The organism is Nonomuraea jiangxiensis, assembly GCF_900099965.1.
Taxonomy (GTDB): Bacteria; Actinomycetota; Actinomycetes; order Streptosporangiales; family Streptosporangiaceae; genus Nonomuraea; species Nonomuraea jiangxiensis.
In genome coordinates this window covers 1-19,815 of sequence record NZ_FNDJ01000041.1, presented here as the reverse complement: position 1 = coordinate 19,815, position 19,815 = coordinate 1, and the positions used below count along the sequence as shown (strand labels likewise).

16 protein-coding genes are annotated in these 19,815 nt (G+C 71.6%); 13 read left to right on the top strand and 3 right to left on the bottom strand.

What is annotated here, in order from left to right:
- The first annotated feature begins 22 nt into the window (after window positions 1-22).
- Genes BLS95_RS49305 through BLS95_RS49290 form a run of 4 tightly spaced genes read left to right on the top strand, consistent with a single transcriptional unit; the run spans window position 23 to window position 6,794 of the window.
- Complete coding sequence (locus BLS95_RS49305; protein WP_090946550.1) at window positions 23-1,594, top strand: chitinase; 1,572 nt, start codon at window positions 23-25, stop codon at window positions 1,592-1,594.
- Window positions 1,591-3,288 (top strand): fibronectin type III domain-containing protein, encoded by a 1,698-nt coding sequence (locus BLS95_RS49300; protein WP_090946549.1) that lies wholly within the window; start codon window positions 1,591-1,593, stop codon window positions 3,286-3,288. The genes BLS95_RS49305 and BLS95_RS49300 overlap by 4 nt, the downstream gene beginning before the upstream one ends.
- A gap of 54 nt (window positions 3,289-3,342) precedes the next feature.
- Window positions 3,343-4,986 (top strand): carbohydrate binding domain-containing protein, encoded by a 1,644-nt coding sequence (locus BLS95_RS49295; RefSeq protein WP_143044234.1) that lies wholly within the window; start codon window positions 3,343-3,345, stop codon window positions 4,984-4,986.
- Entirely contained in the window at window positions 4,983-6,794 is a 1,812-nt protein-coding gene (locus BLS95_RS49290; RefSeq protein ID WP_090946548.1) for a chitinase, read from the top strand. Before BLS95_RS49295 ends, BLS95_RS49290 begins: the two co-directional genes overlap by 4 nt.
- Here the strand turns inward: BLS95_RS49290 and BLS95_RS49285 are convergent.
- On the bottom strand, window positions 6,787-8,364 hold the full coding sequence (locus tag BLS95_RS49285) for a molybdopterin-dependent oxidoreductase (RefSeq protein ID WP_176993822.1): 1,578 nt from the start codon (window positions 8,362-8,364) through the stop codon (window positions 6,787-6,789). The genes BLS95_RS49290 and BLS95_RS49285 overlap by 8 nt on opposite strands.
- A 117-nt stretch (window positions 8,365-8,481) precedes the next feature.
- Here BLS95_RS49285 and BLS95_RS49280 point away from each other — a divergent pair, with 117 nt between their 5' ends.
- Window positions 8,482-9,876 carry a hypothetical protein gene (locus tag BLS95_RS49280; protein ID WP_090946546.1) on the top strand — a complete coding sequence of 465 codons (1,395 nt, stop codon included), beginning with the start codon at window positions 8,482-8,484 and terminating at the stop codon, window positions 9,874-9,876.
- Here BLS95_RS49280 and erm read toward each other — a convergent pair.
- A complete protein-coding gene (gene erm / locus BLS95_RS49275; RefSeq protein WP_176993826.1) occupies window positions 9,865-10,605 on the bottom strand; it encodes an ErmE/ErmH/ErmO/ErmR family 23S rRNA (adenine(2058)-N(6))-methyltransferase in 741 nt (246 codons plus the stop codon). The two genes, BLS95_RS49280 and erm, sit on opposite strands and share 12 nt — an antisense overlap.
- A gap of 325 nt (window positions 10,606-10,930) precedes the next feature.
- On the opposite strand from erm, the gene BLS95_RS49270 reads away from it, so the two are divergent.
- The 8 genes from BLS95_RS49270 (at window position 10,931) to BLS95_RS49235 (ending at window position 18,476) form a co-directional block, all read left to right on the top strand.
- Window positions 10,931-11,608: a response regulator transcription factor gene (locus BLS95_RS49270; RefSeq protein WP_090946544.1), complete on the top strand. Its 678-nt coding sequence runs from the start codon at window positions 10,931-10,933 to the stop codon at window positions 11,606-11,608.
- A complete protein-coding gene (locus tag BLS95_RS49265) occupies window positions 11,605-13,020 on the top strand; it encodes a sensor histidine kinase (RefSeq protein ID WP_218136389.1) in 1,416 nt (471 codons plus the stop codon). Before BLS95_RS49270 ends, BLS95_RS49265 begins: the two co-directional genes overlap by 4 nt.
- 24 nt (window positions 13,021-13,044) lie before the next feature.
- Complete coding sequence (locus BLS95_RS49260) at window positions 13,045-13,569, top strand: hypothetical protein (protein ID WP_143044233.1); 525 nt, start codon at window positions 13,045-13,047, stop codon at window positions 13,567-13,569.
- A complete protein-coding gene (locus tag BLS95_RS49255; protein ID WP_218136388.1) occupies window positions 13,566-14,663 on the top strand; it encodes a peptidoglycan-binding domain-containing protein in 1,098 nt (365 codons plus the stop codon). Before BLS95_RS49260 ends, BLS95_RS49255 begins: the two co-directional genes overlap by 4 nt.
- Window positions 14,660-15,478 carry an ABC transporter ATP-binding protein gene (locus tag BLS95_RS49250; protein ID WP_425434800.1) on the top strand — a complete coding sequence of 273 codons (819 nt, stop codon included), beginning with the start codon at window positions 14,660-14,662 and terminating at the stop codon, window positions 15,476-15,478. Before BLS95_RS49255 ends, BLS95_RS49250 begins: the two co-directional genes overlap by 4 nt.
- The gene (locus BLS95_RS49245) at window positions 15,475-16,671 is read left to right on the top strand and encodes an ABC transporter permease (RefSeq protein ID WP_090946542.1); all 1,197 of its coding nucleotides are present in this window, start codon (window positions 15,475-15,477) and stop codon (window positions 16,669-16,671) included. Before BLS95_RS49250 ends, BLS95_RS49245 begins: the two co-directional genes overlap by 4 nt.
- 136 nt (window positions 16,672-16,807) lie before the next feature.
- Window positions 16,808-17,659 (top strand): hypothetical protein, encoded by an 852-nt coding sequence (locus BLS95_RS49240; protein WP_090946541.1) that lies wholly within the window; start codon window positions 16,808-16,810, stop codon window positions 17,657-17,659.
- Window positions 17,660-17,723: 64 nt separating this feature from the next.
- A complete protein-coding gene (locus BLS95_RS49235; RefSeq protein ID WP_090946540.1) occupies window positions 17,724-18,476 on the top strand; it encodes a helix-turn-helix transcriptional regulator in 753 nt (250 codons plus the stop codon).
- Here the strand turns inward: BLS95_RS49235 and BLS95_RS49230 are convergent.
- Window positions 18,453-19,493: an AI-2E family transporter gene (locus BLS95_RS49230; RefSeq protein ID WP_245765748.1), complete on the bottom strand. Its 1,041-nt coding sequence runs from the start codon at window positions 19,491-19,493 to the stop codon at window positions 18,453-18,455. The two genes, BLS95_RS49235 and BLS95_RS49230, sit on opposite strands and share 24 nt — an antisense overlap.
- Window positions 19,494-19,815: the final 322 nt, after the last annotated feature.

Here is a 19,815-nt window from a genome sequence, read left to right as displayed (position 1 = left end):
GTCACCCCCCGAAGGAAGCACCGTGAGACTCCGCGCGCTCCTCCTGGCCCTCGTCACCCTCGCCCTCAGCCTGTACGCGCAGCCAGCCCAGGCCGACACGGCCTCCGCGACCTTCGTCAAGGTCGCCGACTGGGGCTCCGGCTTCGAGGGCAAGGTCACCGTCACCAACGCCACCACCACCGCCATGTCCGGCTGGAACGTGCAGTTCGACGTGCCCGCCGGGTACTCGATCCCGTCGGCCTGGGACGCGGTCATGACCCGGAACGGCCAGCATTACACGTTCACGAACCCGAGCTGGGCCGGCCCCCTCCCGGCCGGGGCCAGCGCGAGCTTCGGCTTCAACGGCAGCCCAGGGAACTTCCCCGGCATCAGCGGCTGCACCCTGAACGGCGCCTCCTGCGGCGGCGGCACGCCGACCCCCGGCGTTCCCGGCAGGCCGGGGACGCCCACGGCCACCGCGGCCAGCGGTGCCATCACGCTCACCTGGGCGGCCTCGTCGGGCACGGTGACCGGCTACCGCGTCTACGAGGGCACTTCTGTCAGGGCGACGGTCACGGGCACCACGGCCACCATCACCGGCCTCGGTGCCTGCCAGAGCCGCACGTACACCGTCAGGGCGTACAACGCCCAGGGCGAGTCGGCGGCGAGCGACCCGGCGACCGCCACCACCCCCGGCTGCACGGGTGGTGGCGGGACGCTGCCCCGGCACTTCCTCACCGGCTACTGGCACAACTTCGTCAACCCCGCCGTCGAGCTCAAGCTGTCGGCCGTGCCCGGCGAGTACGACCTGATCGCCGTGGCGTTCGGCGAGGCCACGGCGGTGGCCGGCGAGGTCGCCTTCGCGGTCGACGCCGGCTTGGCCGCGGCGGTGGGCGGGTACACCGACGCCCAGTTCCGGGCCGACGTGCAGGCGCTGCACCAGCGGGGCAAGAAGGTCATCCTGTCCGTCGGCGGCGAGGCCGGCCGCGTCCAGGTCGCCAGCGCCGCGGCGGCCACCCGCTTCGCCGACTCCGTGTACGCGCTCATGCAGAGCTACGGCTTCGACGGCGTCGACATCGACCTGGAGAACGGCCTCAACGCCACCTACATGGCCCAGGCCCTCAGGTCGCTGCGCTCGAAGGCGGGCACCGGCCTGATCATCACCATGGCCCCGCAGACGATCGACATGCAGTCGACCGGGATGGAGTACTTCAAGCTCGCCCTGAACATCAGGGACATCCTCACCGTCGTCCACACGCAGTTCTACAACTCCGGCTCCATGCTCGGCTGCGACCAGGCCCAGGCCTACGCCCAGGGCACGGTCAACTTCATGACCGCGCTGGCCTGCATCCAGCTCGAGAACGGCCTGCGGCCCGATCAGGTGGCCCTGGGCCTGCCGGCCGGACCCGGCGCCGCCGGGGGCGGCGTCGTTCCACCCGCTCTCGTCAACCAGGCGCTCGACTGCCTGGCCAGGCGCACCAACTGCGGGACCTTCGTGCCACCGCGCGCCTACCCCGACATCAGGGGCGCGATGACCTGGTCCATCAACTGGGACGCCAGCAACAACTGGTCGTTCTCCAAGACCGTCAAGCCCCACCTCCAGGGAATGCCATGAAATTTCGCAGCAAACTCACCGCATTAGCGGCAGGGCTCACCCTCGCCCTGACCGGAACCGGCCTCGCCACCGCGCCCGCCTCCGCCGCGCCCGCCGCTTCTGCCCAGGCCGAGGTGCAGGTGGCCGCCGCCTGGGCCCCGTGGACGTCCTACGCCGCGGGCGCGGTCGTCACCTACAACGGCGTCGACTACGTGTGCCTGCAGCCGCACACCTCGCAGCCCGGCTGGGAGCCGCCGAACGTGCCCGCCCTCTGGCGGCCCGGCACCGGCGGCGGGACCGACACCACGGCGCCGTCCGTGCCCGGCAACCTCCGCTCGACCGGCGTCACCTCCAGCAGCGTCGCGCTGGCCTGGAACGCCTCCACCGACAACGTGGGCGTCACCGGCTACAACGTCTACCGTGGCGGCACCCTCGTCACCACGGTGACCGGCACGACCTACACCGACACCGGCCGCGCCGCCAACACCGCCTACACCTACACCGTGCGCGCCCGCGACGCCGCCGGGAACCTCTCCGGCGCCAGCAACGCGGTCACGGCCACCACCTCAGGCGGCACCGGCGCCCCCGGCCAGCCGGGCACGGTAACCACGTCGGTCACCAACTCCAGCATCACGCTGAGCTGGGGAGCCTCCTCCGGCACGGTCACCGGCTACCGCGTCTACGAGGGCGGCACCCAGCGCGCCCAGGTCACCGGCACCAGCGCGACGATCTCCGGGCTGGGCGCGTGCACGTCGCACACCTACACCGTGCGGGCCTACAACTCGGCGGGCGAGTCGGCCGGGCGGGACGCCACCGCCACCACCACCGGGTGCAGCAACCCCACCAAGATGGCCGGCGCCCCGTACCTGTACATGGGCTGGGGCAACCCGCCCAACCCGGGCACGGTCATGGACGCCACCGGCGTACGGTCGTTCACGATGGCGTTCATCCTGGCCAGCGGCGGCTGCAACCCGGCCTGGGACGGGAACCGCCCGCTGACCGGCGGCGCCGACCAGCAGGCGATCAACACCATCAAGTCCAAGGGCGGCAACGTCCAGGTGTCCTTCGGCGGCTGGTCGGGCAACAAGCTCGGCCCGAACTGCTCGACCCCGCAGGCGTTCGCGGGCGCGGTGCAGCAGGTCATCAACGCCGTCGGCCCCGCCGTGGTGGACTTCGACATCGAGAACTTCGACGAGTTCGAGAACTACACCGTCCAGGACCGCATCCTCAACGGCCTCAAGATCGTCAAGCAGAACAACCCGAACGTCAAGGTCGTCGTCACCTTCGGCACCACCACCACGGGACCGAACGCCCACGGCATCCGCCTCATCAACCAGTCCAGGGCGCTCGGCGTGCCGATCGACAACTACACGATCATGCCGTTCGACTTCGGCGGCTCGAACATCTACCAGGACACGGTCAACGCCTCCGAGGGCCTGAAGAACGCGTTGAAGAGCGCGTTCGGCTGGAGCGACGCCCAGGCGTACGCGCGCATGGGCATCTCGGGCATGAACGGCCTCTCCGACCAGCAGGAGCTGACCTCCCCGGCCACCTGGACGCAGATCCGCGACTACGCCAGGTCCCGGGGGCTGACGCGGCTGGCGTACTGGGCCGTCAACCGTGACCGTCCCTGCCCCGGCGGCGGCGTGACCGCGAACTGCAGCGGCATCGCGCAGGCCGACTGGGAGTTCACCCGGATCACCGCCGGCTTCTGACCCGCTGAGCGGCCCGCTCCCCGGCGCGGGGGCGGGCCGCATGGAGGAACCCCCATGAAACTCCGAGGCCCGGCGGTCGCACTCGCCGCAGGACTGATCGCCCTCCACGCCACCCCGGCCCAAGCAGCCAACATCGCGACGAACCCCGGCTTCGAGAACGGCCTGAGCGGCTGGACCTGCTCGGCGGACTCCGGCGCCGCGGCCGTCTCGTCCCCCGTGCACGGCGGCACCCGGGCCCTGCGGGCCACCCCGCAGGGCAACGACCTCGCCAGATGCCAGCAGACCGTCACCGTCCGGCCGAGCACCACGTACCAGCTGTCGGCCTGGGCACAGGGGAACTACGTCTTCCTCGGCGCCACCGGCACCGGCGTCAACGCCAGCACGTGGGCCGCGCCCGGCGGCCAGTGGGGAGAGCTCCGCACCTCCTTCACCACGGGCGCCTCGGCCACCTCGGTGACGATCCACCTCAACGGCTGGTACGGCCAGGGCGCCTACCTGGCCGACGACGTGGTCCTCGACGGCCCCGGCGGCACCCCCGACACGCAGGCCCCCACGGTGCCCGGCAACGTGTCGGTGGGCGGCGCCACCTCGTCGAGCCTCACCGTGACCTGGTCGGCGGCCACCGACAACGTGGGCGTGGCCCGCTACGAGGTGTCCAGGGACAACGGCGCCCCCGCGACCACCACCTCGACCAGCCACACCGCCACCGGCCTCAGCCCGGACACCGCCTACGGCTTCCGCGTCAGGGCCTGTGACGCCGTCGGCAACTGCTCCGCCTATTCCTCCCCGGTCACCGGCCGCACCGGCGACGAGACCACCCCGCCCGCGGGCGACATCAGGTACGCCCCCTACATCGACATCACCATGCCCACGCCGTCCCTGGTCAGCGCGGCCACCGCGACCGGCGTGCGGAACTACACGCTGGCCTTCGCGCTCGGCGACAGCTCGGGCTGCAACCCCGCCTGGGGCGGCACCATCCCGATCAACGACGCGCGCATCGTCAACGACATCAAGGCGCTGCAGGCCAGGGGCGGCCAGGTGGTCGTGGCCAGCGGCGGGGCCATGGGGCCTTACCTGGAGCACGCGTGCGCCACCCCGGCCGCGCTGCTGGCCGCGTACAAGAAGGTGCTGGACACCGTCGGCACCAATCACCTGGACGTGGACGTCGAGGCGTCGATCGACGCGAACAAGGTCAACACCGCGCTCAAGCAGCTCCAGAACGAGCGCGGCACGGTGATCAGCTACACGCTGCGGGTGCAGGGCCAGGACTACGGCGTGGACCCGTTCTCGCTGCAGATCCTGCGGGACGCCGCCGCCAAGGGCCTGGAGGTGATCGTCAACCCCATGCTGATGAACTTCGGCCACACCGGCAACTGGGGCGATGCCATGATCGCCGCCGCACAGGCCACGCTGGGCCAGCTGCGTGGCGTCTGGCCGGGCAGGTCCGACGCGCAGCTCAGGCGGATGCTCGGCGTCACCCCCATGATCGGCAAGAACGACACCGGCATGACCACCACCCAGGCCGACGCCCGCAAGCTGCTCAACTGGGCCAACGCCAACCACATCGGGTTCGTCGGCTTCTGGTCGGTCGCCCGTGACAACGGCGGCTGCCCTGACGGGCGGGTCTCCCCGACCTGCAGCGGGATCTCCCAGTCGAGCTACGAGTTCACGAACATCTTCAAGGGGTTCACCGGATGAGGGTCCTGCTCAGCGTCATGGCCGGGGTGCTGCTCGTGCTCGGCCTGACCGCCGCCCCGGCTTACGCCGCCAATATCACGACAAATCCTGGTTTTGAGGATGGCCTGACCGGCTGGACCTGCTCGGCGAGCTCCGGCGCCACGGTCGTGTCGTCGCCCGTGCACGGCGGCACCCGGGCCCTGCGGGCCACCCCGCAGGGCAGCGACCTGGCCCGCTGCGAGCAGCGGATCAGCGTCCGTCCGTCGTCGTCGTACACGCTGTCGGCCTGGGCGCAGGGGAACTACGTCTTCCTCGGCGCCACCGGCACCGGCGGCACCGACCCCCAGACCTGGGGCTCGCCCGGCCCGGCGTGGAGCCAGCTGCGCACCTCGTTCACCACGGGCGCCTCGACCACGTCCGTGACCATCCACCTCAACGGCTGGTACGGCCAGGGCGCCTACCTGGCCGACGACGTCGTGCTCGACGGCCCGGCCGGCGGCGGAGGCACCCCCGACACGCAGGCCCCCACGGTGCCCGGCAACGTGTCGGTGGGCGGCGCCACCTCGTCGAGCCTCACCGTGACCTGGTCGGCGGCCACCGACAACGTGGGCGTGGCCCGCTACGAGGTCTCCCGCGACGGCGGCACCCCGGCCACTGTCACCGGGACGAGCCACCAGGCGACCGGCCTGAACGCGGCCACCACGTACCGCTTCCGGGTCCGCGCCTGCGACGCCGCGGGCAACTGCTCGGCCTACTCCGCCGAGGCGACCGGCACCACGACCACCGGGAGCGGCGGAGGAAACGGCCTGCCCAAGCGGGTCATGGTCGGCTACCTGCACGCGTCGTTCGCCAACGGATCCGGATACATCAGGATGAGCGACGTGCCGAACGAGTGGGACGTCATCAACCTCGCCTTCGGTGAGCCCACCTCGGTCACCTCCGGCGACATCCGCTTCCGCCAGTGCCCGGCCGCCGAGTGCCCCAACGTCGAGCCCGAGGCCGACTTCATCGCCGCCATCAGGGCCAAGCAGGCCCAGGGCAAGAAGGTGCTGATCTCGATCGGTGGCCAGAACGGGCAGGTGCAGCTCACGACCACGGCGGCACGCGACCGGTTCGTCCAGTCGGTCGCCGCGATCATCGACAGATATGGACTCGACGGCCTCGACATCGACTTCGAGGGCCACTCCCTCTACCTCAACCCGGGCGACACCAACCTCGCCAACCCCACCACCCCGGTCATCGTCAACCTGATCTCGGCCCTGCGGACGCTCAAGAGCCGCTACGGCGCGAGGTTCGTGCTGACCATGGCCCCGGAGACGTTCTTCGTCCAGCTCGGCTACCAGTTCTACGGCCCGGGGCCGAACGGGGCAGCCGACAGCCGGAGCGCGTCGTACCTGCCGGTCATCCACGCCCTGCGCAACGACCTCACCCTGCTCCACGTCCAGGACTACAACTCGGGGCCGATCATGGGGCTGGACGGCCAGTACCACACGATGGGCGGGCACGACTTCCACGTGGCCATGACCGACATGCTGCTCGCCGGCTTCCCGATCATGGGCAACCCGGCCAACGTGTTCCCCGCGCTGCGCCAGGACCAGGTGGCGATCGGCCTGCCCGCCTCGCCGAACGCGGGCAACGGGTTCACCACCGTCGCGGAGGTGCAGAAGGCGTTCGACTGCCTGGCCAGGGGGACCAACTGCGGCACCTACCGGCCACGCGGCGTCTACCCGAACCTGCGCGGCCTGATGACCTGGTCGATCAACTGGGACCGGTACAACGGGTTCGAGTTCTCCGGCAGGCACCGGGCGTACCTGAACGGGCTCACGTGACGCGGACCAGCTGGGTGGGCTTGAGCGGCAGGCCCAGCCCGGGCGGGCGGTAGGTCGGCAGGGCCTCGCCGTACTCGTGCATCCAGGCGTGGTCCACCAGCAGCCGCATCCGCCCGTCCACCGGCGCGGCGCCGGGCTCCACCGGCGCCGTCCGGCCGGACAGCCGCGTCACGGCCTCGGCCAGCAGCTCGGGGTCCGGCGAGGACAGGTCGCACTGCTCGTCGGGCCCGATGAGCAGGTCCACGTCGGGCGGCAGCGGGTAGATCGGCCGCGGCAGGGCGAGCACGCGCGGCGCGGGCGCCATCGGCCAGCCGTCGCGCACCGCCTCCAGCAGCACCGAGCGCGACGTCCTGCGCGCGAACAGGCCCTCCGCCAGTGCCCAGCTCAGCGCGCCCACGTCCGACCGGTCCTCGCCACAGGCATGCAGGCACAGGTACGGCACCAGCGGAACCCCCGCACCGCCCGCCTGCGCCCAGCCGCTGCCGCACCCGGTGAGCACCAGCAGCGCCAGCATCGCCCGATAGGCGGTGTCGGCGTGCGCCGTCTCCAGCCGCCCCGGCACGATCATGCACCGCCCGCCGGTCTTCTCGGCCGTCACCCCGAGCTCCCGCGCGGTCTTCAACGTGCGCGACGCGGGCACCCCGGTGCAGGACTCCTGCCAGGCCGGCGTGTACGGCTCGCGCCGATCCTCATATCCCTCGGGCCACACCCCCGGCAGTCCCGGCCGCGCCACCCCGTACACGGCCAGCAGCAGGTCGAACACGGTCGTCACCAGGTCGTCGCCCTCGCGCAGCACCGGCACCCCCCGGCGCAGCACCCCCGGCCCGTCGTCGAAGCGCGGCAGCAGCACCTCCACCGCCTCCCCGCCGTACACACTCAGCCGCTCGGACGCACGCCCCAGCAGCCCGCCCGGCACGAAGGCCCCCTCACGGGCCCGCAACCGCACCAGGAACGGCAGGTCGGTACGCTCCGCGGCGTGCCCGGCGAACGGCGTGCGGTCCAGGAAGAACTCCTTCAGCAGCACGTGCCCCATGGCCATGGCGAGGGCCCCGTCCGTGCCCGGCCGCACCACCAGCGTCTCGTCCGACAGCCGCGTCGGGTGCGTGCCGATCGCGACCACCTTCTGGCCCTTGTACCGCCCGGCGATCACCCAGGGCGTGTCCGCCGTGCGTGCCAGCCGGTTGTTCTCACCCCACAGCAGCACATAGGCCGCCCGCGCCCAGTCCTCGGCCCCCGGACCGGCGAACCGCGGCCCCAGCACCTGCTCGGGCGCGCACGGATGCTCGGTCAGCACCGCGCCGCCGAGCTCGCCGACCAGTCGCGCCAGCGGCGTGGTCGCCAGCGCCGCCACCCGGTCGGCCCCATGCCGGGCGACGGTGTGCGCGATCGCTCCCGCGGCCAGCTCGGCCGCCGTCATGTCGTCCAGCGGAACCCGGCGCTCACCTCGCGCGCGGCGATATTCCTGAGAGTTGGCTGTGAGTTTCGCCCAGGTCGCCACCGGGTCGCGTGATGCCTCACCGACCTCGAAGTAGAGCCTGACCAGTGACCGGTTGACCTGCGATCCCCCCATGGAAAAAGTTGAACACAGACCGTGACGTTCTAGTGCCATACGTGGCGGCATGTCGGGGATAAGAATGGGAAGCCCAGGTGGCAGCAGCTCTTCAGGTACGGCAGGCTAGAGGCCGCCATGGATTACGCAGTTCTCACGGGGATAGTCCTCGTCGCCGGTGTCGTGCTCGCCCTTGTCGCGCAATGGCGCGACTGGCGGCCTCCGCTCCTCGTCGCGATCCTCGTGGGCGTCGCGGTCCGCGTCCTGATCATGTATACGTCGGCCATCGACACGTGGCAACCCGTCGACTTCGTGGAAAGCTTCAAACCCGCGGGCGAGGCCGTGCTCAGGGGCCAGGACCCCGTGCTGGCCAGCGAGGGCGGCTGGCACTTCCTGCCGACCATCCCCTACGTCTACGGCATCCTGCTGTGGCTCGGCATCCCGTGGGAATACGCCGGCCGCCTGGTCACCGTGGTCGCCGACATCGTGCTGATCCCGCTGGTGGCCAAGCTGGCCGGCGGGCCCAGGGCGTCACTGCGCGCCCTCCAGTACGCGCTCAACCCCATCGCCCTGCTCATCGCCTCCGTCCACGGGCAGGTCGAGCCGGTCGCGCTCGTGTTCGGGGTGGCCGCCTTCGTGGTCGCCAGGGGCCCCGGCGCGCCCGACCGGCCCGGCATCACCACCGACGTGGTGGGCAGGCTGCGCAGGGGCGTGGCGGCATACGGTGCCCGCGAATCGGTCCGGCGGGTGCTCGGCCGCGGCGGGATGCTGCACCGGGCCCTGCTGCCCGGCCCCGACGACCGGGGCGACCTCAGGCGGGGCGCGCTCGCGGGCGTGCTGATGGGCCTGGCGTTGTGCGCGAAGAGCTGGCCGATCTGGCTGATCCCCGGGATGCTGCTGCTCCTGCCCAACCTGCGCGCCCGGGTGGCCGCCCTGTTCACCACCGGGGTGGTGCCGCTGTTCTTCCTGGTCACGTTGCCGATCTTCGCGGGCACGAGACTCGACCAGATCCCCCAGGTCATCCACACCATCCAGGACATCCGGCCGATCGTCGGCGAATACGGCTGGACCCCCTGGTTCACCGGCGGAGACTGGGCCCTGCGCGCGGACCTGGCGTCGTTCGGCACCAACCTGATCTACGTCAGCGTCGTGGCCGTCGTGCTCTACTGGCGGCGTGCCGACCCGGTCGACCTCACCACGGCCATCCTGCTCGTCTTCATGGTCATGACGCCCCGGCTGGGCGCTCAATACCTGCTGTGGTTCATGCCGTTCCTGATCGCCAGGCCCACCAGGTTCGCCTGGCCGGCCATCCTCGCCGCGTCCGCCTGGGCCGCCTACGGTTACCTCTACATGACGCAGTTCGACACCAACACGTGGTGGATGCTGCACTCCTACTGGTCGCGCGCCTCGATCGTGCTGCTGCCGATCCTGGCGCTGGCCATGCCCTGGGGCCGGCGCACAGCCGCCGCGGCCCCAGGACCGGCCTCCGCGGCCGGCCCCAGAGGGCCGGCCAGGGTCAGGTCAACGGCATAGGCGCTCCCACAAGGTGATCCACTGGTCGGGGTGGACATATCCCACGACGGTGTCGCGGGCGACGCCGGCGGCCGCCAGCGCGGCGTCCACCCCCTCGTAGCGGGTCTTCAGCGACGCGCGCACCGAGCCGCCCACCCCGCCGAAGCCCAGCTCGACCAGCTCCCGGTAGGAGTGACCACCGTGCACCAGCGGCTCCGGCCTGCGCTGGATGCGCAGGATCGCCGAGTCGACCGCCGGCACGGGACGGAAGCTCTCCCGGCCGATCGTGTCGCCGAGCCGCCAGCTGAACCACGGCCACGACTCCACCGTGACCAGGCTCCAGCGGCCGTAGTCGCCCGTGCGCTTGCGGGCGTACTCCCGCTGCGTGAGCAGCGTGGCCGAGGTCAGGGCCGGCGCCCGCAGGCACCAGTCCACGATCCGCGAGGTGATCGAGTACGGGATGTTGCCCACGACCGCGAACGGCTCGCGCGGCGCCCGCGCGTTCGTGAAGTCACCCCTGACCACCTCGATCCGGGAGTCACCGTGGCTGCGCGCGGCCAGCCGGCCCGCGAGCCGCGGATCTATCTCGTAGCCGACGACCTGCGCGCCCGCCGCGGCCAGGGCCGAGGTGAGCACGCCCGTGCCCGAGCCGGGCTCCAGTACGAGCCCTTCCGGTGCGGCGGCCTTGACCACCAGGTCGACGGCATGCCTGTCGACCAGGAAGTTCTGCGACAACGTGCGCCGCGCCATGTCCCTGGGCGTGCGGCCGCCGCTGTTCCTGGCCTGTTTCTGGGTGTGTGAATAGTTTCCGTGCGCGAAATTCTGCGCCACAGCACTGCCCTTTCGGGTCCTCGAGATCGACAGGTCTCGAAGGGCCCTGGGCGCGCGTGCGGACGCTCAGCCTCGAAGGAACGCGTCCGCTAGCGGGCCAGAGCCCGGCCGTGGCGGATGCGGATGAACATCGGGCAGGCGAACATGGAAGTCATGCCGGCCACTGTAGGCAGGGGCGGTCCGGCCCGGCAACGCAATAAACGCTTTGAGCCGGCATTGAGCTGGCTCGGGTAGACCTTGGAGCATGGACCGACCGGCCAGGGTGCTCGTCGTGGACGACGAGCCGAACATCCGCGCCCTGCTATCCCAGACGTTGCGGCTGGTCTCCTTCGAGGTCAGGACCGCGGAGACGGGCGCGGAGGCGGTGAGCGCCGCCAGGGAGTTCAACCCCGACATCGTGGTGCTCGACGTCATGCTGGAGGACTTCGACGGGTTCGAGGTGGCCCGGCGGCTCGGGGAGCGCGTCCCGGTGCTGTTCCTCACCGCCCGCGACCGGGTCGAGGACCGCGTGCGGGGCCTCACGCTGGGCGCCGACGACTACGTGGCCAAGCCGTTCAGCCTGGAGGAGGTGGTGCTGCGCATCCGCGCCATCCTGCGGCGCAGCCGCGCCGAGCCGCAGCGCGACGTCCTGGCGTACGCGGATCTGGAGCTCGACGCGCAGGCCCACGAGGTGCGCAGGGCCGGCGTGCCGGTCGACCTGTCGCCCACCGAGTTCAACCTGCTGGAATACCTGCTGACGAACGCCGGTCGGGTGGTGAGCAAGGCCCAGATCCTCGACAGCGTCTGGCGCTACGACTTCGACGGCGACTCCAGCATCGTCGAGTCGTACGTCTACTACCTGCGCAAGAAGATCGACAAGTTCGGTCCCCAGCTCATCCACACCGTACGCGGCGTCGGCTACACGCTGAGGACCCCGCGGTGAGGCCCGCCACCTGGACCCTGCGCACCCGGCTGGTCATGGCCATCCTCGGGCTGACCACGCTCGCGCTCGTGCTGTCCAACGTGATCGGCGTCATGATGCTGCGCGACAACATGCTGGCCCGGGTGGACCAGCAGCTCCAGGTCATCGCCAAGGTCGCCGGCGGCCTCAAGGGCTTCTCGGTGCTCCCGCCGAAGGCCGGCACCAGCAACGAGCTCAACGAACTGCTGAAGAAGCGGGCCGCGGCCGTGCAGCGCATCATGATCTACGGCGCGGACGGCAAGGTGAGCGGCCAGCCCTACGCCGACCCCGCCCAGCCCGCCCCCGTCATCGACGAGATCAGGACGGACGCCCCCTACACCGTCCCGGGCACCACGGGGTCCTCCTGGAGGGTCCGCGCCGCCGCGAGGCCGGACGGCGGCGCCGTCGTGGTCGCCCAGTCGCTGGCCGAGGTGGAGCAGACCCAGACGTCGGCCGTCGCGGTCGCGGTCGCCGTCAGCGTGTTCGTACTGCTCCTGCTCGGCCTGGCCGCCGCGGCCGTGGTGCGCCTCGGCCTGCGCCCCCTCACCCGGATGGAGGCCACGGCGGGACGCATCGCCCGCGGCGACTTCGCCCGCCGGGTCCACGTCTCCGACCCGCACACCGAGCCCGGCCGCCTGGCCGGAGCCATGAACGTCATGCTCGACCGCCTCCAAGCCGAGATCGCCGCCAGGACCGAGTCGGAGGCTCGGATGCGGCGGTTCCTCGCCGACGCCTCCCACGAGCTGCGCACGCCGCTCACGTCCGTCCGCGGCTTCGCCGAGCTGCACCGCAGGGGAGGCGGCGACACCGACGAGGCGATGCGCAGGATCGAGGACGAGGCGGCCAGGATGGGCGTGCTCGTCAACGACCTGCTCACGCTGGCCCAGCTCGACGAGGAACGCCCGCTCGACCGCCATCTCGTCGATCTGCTGGAAGTGGCGGCCGACACGATCCGCGACGCCCGCGTACGGGTGCCGGAGCGGCAGGTCAAGCTCACCGGCCTGGGGGACCGGCTCGCGCCCGTCACGATCGTGGGCGACGAGGCCCGGCTGCGCCAGGTGGCCGCCAACCTCGTCGGCAACGCGCTCAGCCACACGCCGCCCGAGGCCGCCGTCACCGTGCGGGTCGGCAGGTCGGACGGCATGGGGGTGCTGGAGGTGGCCGACACCGGGCCGGGAGTGCCGCCCGAGCACGTGCCGCGCCTGTTCGACCGGCTTTACCGGGTCGGCCAGGGCCGATCCAGGGCCGACGGCGGCGCCGGGCTGGGCCTGGCCATCGTCTCGGCCATCGTCCGCGCGCACGGCGGCCGCGTCGAGGTGGACACCGCCCCGGACCGGGGCGCGACTTTCCGGGTGTTCCTACCTGACTCCCAGGCGGCTCCCAGCGCGCGTTGAGGCGCGATCGCCACATTCGGGGGCATGAGAAGGACACATTTCGCCGCGGCCCTGATGGCCGCGCTCGCCGTGGCAGGCTGCGGCGGCCAGCAGGGCGGCACGGGGGTCGCATCCGTGGCCGCCGGGTCCTCCGCCAAGCCCTCCACCGGCTCCTCGCCCTCCGCCACGACCGACCCGCAGGAACGGGGCAGGAAGTTCGCCCAGTGCATGCGCGAGCACGGCATCGCCATGGAGGACCCCGACCCCGACGGGGGCGGCGGCCTGAAGACGCTCGACGGGACCGTCGACAAGAAGGCCCTCCAGACGGCCACCGAGGCCTGCCGCGACTACGCGCCGTCGAAGATCCGAAACCCCTCGCCGCAGGACGTCGACGTGCTCCGCCGGCTCTCCCAGTGCATGCGTGAGCACGGCGTGAACCTGCCCGACCCCAACCCCGACGGCACCTTCCCCAGCGGCACGGCGGGCGCCGTCAAGCGCGACGACCCCAAGTTCCGGCAGGCGCTCGAAGCCTGCAACAAGAGCCTCCCCGGGAAGGGAGCGGCCGGGTGACGCAGGTGAGGGAACCCACGGAGCGGAACCTGCGCCGGCCCTCGCCGCCCCGCCGCCGGAGCAGGCTGCGGGTGCTCGCGTGGACGGGCGGCGCCGCGCTGCTCGCCGCCGCCGTCGCGGCCGCCGCCATCGGCTTCGGCGGCAACGGTACGGGTACGGCCGTCGTCACCCGCACACCCCCGGCCACCGCGAAGGTGACCCGCACCACGCTCACCGAGACCAAGACCGTGGACGGCACCCTCGGCTACGGCGACCCCATCACCGTCAGCGGAAAAACCCAGGGCACGATCACCTGGCTGCCCGGCGAAGGCTCCACGATCACCAGGGGCCACGGCGTCTACAGCGTGGACGCCGACCGCCGCCCCCTCCTGTACGGCACCGTCCCCCTCTACCGCGCCCTGGAGGACGGGGTCGAGGGGCGGGACGTCGAGGAGCTCGAACGCAACCTGGACCGGCTCGGCTACGGCGGTTTCGAGGTGGACAACCGGTTCACCTGGGCCACGAGGGAGGCGGTCGAGGAGTGGCAGGAGGACCTCGGGCACGAGGTGACCGGCCGGGTCCAGCCGGGTGACGTCGTGATCGCGGCCGGCCGGATCCGGGTCGCCGAGCTGAGGAAGGCCCTGGGCGACAGCGCGAGCGGGCCCGTACTCACTGCCACCGGCACCACCCGGGAGGTGCTCGTCAACCTGGACGTGGCCGACGAGCACCTGGTCAGGAAGGGTATGAAGGCCACCGTCGAGCTGCCCGACGGCAGCACGGTGGACGGCAAGGTCGCCGGCGTCGGCAAGGTCGCCACCGAGACCGGCAACGGCAACGAGACCACCACCACCGTCGAGGTCAAGGTGTCGGTGAGCGGGCTGAAGAAGGCGTTCGACGCCGCGCCCGTGGAGGTCACGATCGTCTCCGACCAGCGCGAGAACGTGCTGGCCGTGCCCGTCGGGGCGCTGCTGGCGCTGGCCGAGGGCGGCTACGGCGTGCAGGTCGTGGAGGGCTCGGCCACCCGCTACGTACCGGTCGGGACCGGCATGTTCGCCGACGGCCAGGTCGAGGTCACCGGCGTCGAGGAGGGCATGACCGTGGCGGTGCCGAAGTGATCGTCGAACTGTGGGACGTGAGCAAGCGGTACGGCGAGGTCGAGGCGCTGCGCGGGGTCTCGATGGGCATCGGCCAGGGCGAGCTCGTCGGCATCGTGGGCCCGTCCGGCTCGGGCAAGTCGACCATGCTCAACATGATCGGCACCCTCGACCGTCCCTCCGCCGGGACCGTGCGCATCGCGGGGCACGACGTGCTCTCGCTGACCGACCGGCAGCTCTCCGCCCTGCGCGCGAACGTCATCGGCTTCGTCTTCCAGCAGTTCCACCTGGCCGCCGGCGTGCCCGCGCTGGACAACGTGGCCGACGGGCTGCTGTACGCGGGCCCGTCCCTGCGGGAGCGGCGGCTGCGCGCGTACGAGGCCTTGGAGCGGGTGGGGCTCGGGCACCGGGTCGGCCACCGCCCGCACGAGCTGTCCGGGGGCGAGCGGCAGCGGGTGGCCATCGCCCGCGCCGTGGTCGGCGACCCCCGGCTTCTGCTGGCCGACGAGCCGACCGGGAACCTGGACTCCCGCTCGGGGGCCGGGGTGATGGAGCTGCTACGCGAGCTGCACGCGGCGGGCACGACCGTGGTCATCATCACCCACGACCGCGACATCGCCGCCGCCCTCCCCAGACAAATCGAGATGCTCGACGGCCGCATCCTGCCGGAGGCGGATGGTGGGCAGGCGCCGGAGCTTGGCAACCGGCAGGCGCCGGAGGCGCCGGAGGCGGATGGTGGGCAGGCTCCCGAGCTTGGCAACCGGCAGGCGCCGGAGGCGTTCGGTGGGAAGCTACCCGAGGCGCTCGGCGGGCTCCCGGACGGAGTGCGGACATGACCGTTCTCGTGCCCGCCCGGATGCGCCCCCGTGACGTGGTCCGGGTCGGCGGGGCGGGGCTGCGGGCCAGGCCGCTGCGGGTGTTCCTGTCGGCGCTCGGCATCGCCATCGGCATCGCCGCCATGCTCGGCGTCGTCGGCATCTCCGCCTCCAGCCAGGAGGACCTCAACCGGCAGCTCGCGGCGCTCGGCACGAACCTGCTGACCGTGTCACCGGGCCGGACCCTGTTCGGCGAGGAGTCGCACCTGCCCGCCGAGGCGGAGGGCATGATCGCCCGGATCGGCCCCGTCACCTCCGTCACCGCGACCGGTACGACGCCGGCCAAGGTCTACCGCAACGACCACGTCCCCGACGCGGAGACGGGCAGCATCTCCGTCACCGCCGCCCGCCTCGACCTGCTCCGGGACGTCGGTGCCACCCTCGCCGGCGGCGCCTGGCTGAACGAGGCCACCCACCGCTACCCCGCCACCGTGCTCGGCGCCAAGGCCGCCGACCGGCTCGGCGTCGTCCAGGCGGGCCCGGACCAGCGGGTCTGGCTGGGCGGGCAGTGGTTCACGGTCGTCGGCGTGCTCGCCCCCGCGCCGCTGGCCCCCGAGGTGGACACCGCCGCCCTGGTCGGCTGGCCGGTCGCGGAGGAACGGCTGGACTTCGACGGCTATCCCACCACGATCTACGCCAGGGCGCGGGAGGAGTCGGTGGTCGCTGTCCGCGACGTGCTCGCCGCCACGGCCAACCCGCAGACGCCCAACGAGGTCGAGGTGTCCAGACCGTCGGACGTACTGGCCGCCAAGCAGGCCACCGACGCCACGCTCAACGCGCTGCTGCTCGGCCTTGGCGGGGTCGCACTGCTGGTCGGCGGCGTGGGCGTGGCCAACACGATGGTCATCTCGGTGCTGGAGCGCCGCGCGGAGATCGGCCTGCGCCGCTCGCTGGGGGCCACGCGCGGGCAGGTCCGCGCCCAGTTCCTGGCGGAGTCGCTGCTGCTGTCGGCCATCGGAGGCGTCGGCGGCGTGCTGCTCGGCATCGGCGTCACCGCCGCGTACGCGGGCTTCCAGGGCTGGCCCACGATCGTGCCCGTCTGGGCCATGCTCGGCGGCGTCTTCGCCACGCTCGCGATCGGCGGGGTCGCGGGTTTCTACCCGGCGGTACGCGCCGCCCGGATGTCCCCCACGGAGGCGCTGGCCACCCCGTGACCTGCCGGGTGAGGACTGTGCGGAGGCGCCGGCCGGGCGCTTCCGTACGTGTCCGATTCCGACAAGAGAACGGCGCGGGAAGCGGATAGCTTCGGGGCGAGACCCGTCGACCCCACGCGGAAGGAAACCCGCTCACATGGACCTCCTCGACCGAGCCGCGAGCTATCTGCACCTGCACGGGAGGCTGATCGACAGGTTGCGATTCGAGGCGCTGTTCGGGCACGGCTCACGCGAGCGGGTGCTGGACGCGCTGCGTTGCTACCAGAACGCCGACGGCGGCTTCGGCAACGCGCTCGAACCCGACCTGCGCGGCCCGGGCAGCCAGCCGGAGCCGGTGGAGGTGGCCTTCTGGATCCTGGACGAGCTCGACGCCTTCGACTCGCCGATGGTGCCCGCCGCCTGCGACTACCTGGCGGGGGTCACCACCGGGGACGGCGGGGTGCCGTTCGTGCTGCCGTCCGTCCGCGACACGCCCCGCGCGCCGTGGTGGGAGACGGACGACGACCCGCCGGGCAACCTCATCCCCACCGCGTCGATCGCCGGGCTGCTGCACAAGCACGGCGTCGAGCATCCCTGGCTGGCGACCGCCACGGAGTTCTGCTGGTCGCGGATCGCCGCGCTGAAGGAGACCAGCCCGTACGAGGCCCGCGCGGTGGTGACGTTCCTGAACCTGGTGCCGGATCGGAGCCGTGCGGAGGCGGAGTTCGACCGGCTGCGCGAAGGCATCCTGGCGACCGTGGCCCTCGATCCGGACGAGCCGGGGGAGCCGCACTTCCCGCTGGACTTCGCGTACGAGCCGCTGCGGCTGCCGCTGTTCACGCAGGACGTCCTGGACACCCACCTCGACGCGCTGATCGCCGCCCAGTCCGCCGACGGCGGCTGGAACGGCAACTGGCTCATGTGGACGCCCCTGGTGGTGCACGAATGGGGCGGATACGTCACCGTGCAACGGCTCAAGACCCTGCGCGCGTACGGGCGGCTGGCCTGAGGGTCGCCTGAGGCGGTGCCGCCCGGGCGCGGTTTCTGTCGGCGGGGTCGCGTACGTTGAAGGCATGTACGTGGAGCTGCCTCCTGAGCGGGACCTCGCCGGGCGTGTCGCCTGCGTGTGGCGCCAGGTCGCCGAGGCGGACTTCACCCAGCTCGTGGTCCCCGACGCCTGCGTCGACCTCATCTGGGGGCCCGACGGCCCGTTCGTGGCGGGCCCCGACACGGGGCCGATGCCCACCGCCATGAGGGCGGGCGACACCTTCGACGGCATCCGTTTCCGCCCCGGCGCGGTGGGCGACTTCTTCGGCCTCCCCCTGGACGAGCTGCGCGACCAGCGCGTCCCGCTGGCCGCCCTGCCCTTCCCGGTGGCCGACCCACCAGGCGTCCCGCCTTTCGCGGCGGCCGGCTCACCTGGTGCGCCGCCTTTCCCGGCGGCCGACGGGCCGAGCCCACCGGTCGCCATCCCCGCCCCGATCAGGGAGCTCCTGGTCCGGTCCGCTCGCGTCGACCCCGCCGCCCCCGCCATCGCCGCCGCGCTCAGAAAGGGCCGCTCGGTCGGCGAGGTGGCCTGGGACCTGGGGCTCAGCGAGCGACAGCTGCAACGCCGCAGCCTGGCCTCGTTCGGCTACGCGCCCAAGACCCTGCAGCGCATCGTGCGGTTCCAGCGCGCGCTGCGGCTGGCCCGCGCGGGCGTGCCGCTGGCCGAGGTGGCCGTGACGGCCGGCTACGCCGACCAGGCCCACCTTTCTCACGACGTCAAACGGCTGAGCGGGGTGCCGATGCACCGCCTCGTCTCACCTGCCGGTGAGCTTGCCTGACAGCAGCGCCTGCGCCCACTTGGCGCTCGGGTCGCTGTCCACCAGCAACGCCCGCGTGAGCAGGCTCAGGGGAATGGCGAGAATGGCGCCCAGCGGCCCCAGCACGAAAGTCCAGACAAGCAGCGAGATGAATGTCATCGTGGTCGAAAATCCCACGGCGTCGCCCAGGAACTTGGGCAGGATGAATGATTGGGTGACGACATTGATGGCGACATACGCGGCAATGACGAACACCATTGTCTGCACGCCGCCCGCCAGCAGCGCCAGCAGGGCGGGCGGCAACAGGCTGATGACGAACCCGATGTTGGGGATGTAGTTGGCGATGAGCGCGAGCACGCCCCAGAGCAGCGGCAGCGGCACGTCCAGCAACGACAGGGCGACGACGTCGAGTATCGCGCTCAGCAGCCCGAACACGGTGGAGACGATGAGATAGCGCCTGGTCCTGTGCGCGAACTCGGCGAGCGCGGTCACCAATTGCGGCCTGCTGCCCTCGCCGTCGGCGAGGATTTTCGAGGTCATCGGCGCGTCGAGGCACATCGCCAGCAACAACACGACTACGAGGAAAAGCGCGGAAAGCACGCCGATCACACTGCCGAGCAGACTTTGCGCCAGTCCCAGAATCCTGTCCGGGTCGAACGAGTGCCTCGCCTTGTCGATCACCTCGTTGCTGACGCCGTGCGTGATGGCCCAGCTTTGGGCGTCGGCGAGGAGCCGCTGGAACTCGCCGGCGTACGTGGACAGCAGCGATGCGAGCTCGGTGGCCGAAATGGTGAGGATGCCCGCCATGCCGAGCAGCACCAGCAGGACGATCAGGAACGGCACCGTGACCTGGAGCCAGACGGGGGCGTTCTTGCCGTCCAGCCAGCGGCGCACGGGGGCGACGGCTATGACGAGCACCAAGGCCAGCACCAATGGGCCGACGACCGAGGCGACCTCCCGGATACCGAAGAGGACGACGACCGCGCCGGCTATGCCCACCAGAATGATGACCGCCCTGGGGACGGCTTGATCACGCACCTCTCCTACGTACCCGTGGCCGGCGGGTGAACCATCGATTTGACGGTTCCGGGAGGCGTACATAGAGTTCAGCAGTCCCGCGAGGAGGGCGAAGATCGCCTGACTCTCTCGGGGACGACCTCCAGACTCCACCCTCCGGTGAGGCGTGCGCCTGCACTCGGATGGGCTGGTAAGTTTGAGGGGTTGTCCCGGAAACGGGGCGCGACTTAATTTCTGCAGGTTGTGCGAGTCGAGTCAATTTGACAGAGACTTGAACGGCTGAAAGACTTAAGGCACAACGAAATGAACGCCGCCGGGTGCGGGACTCGCAAGGGTTTCACGG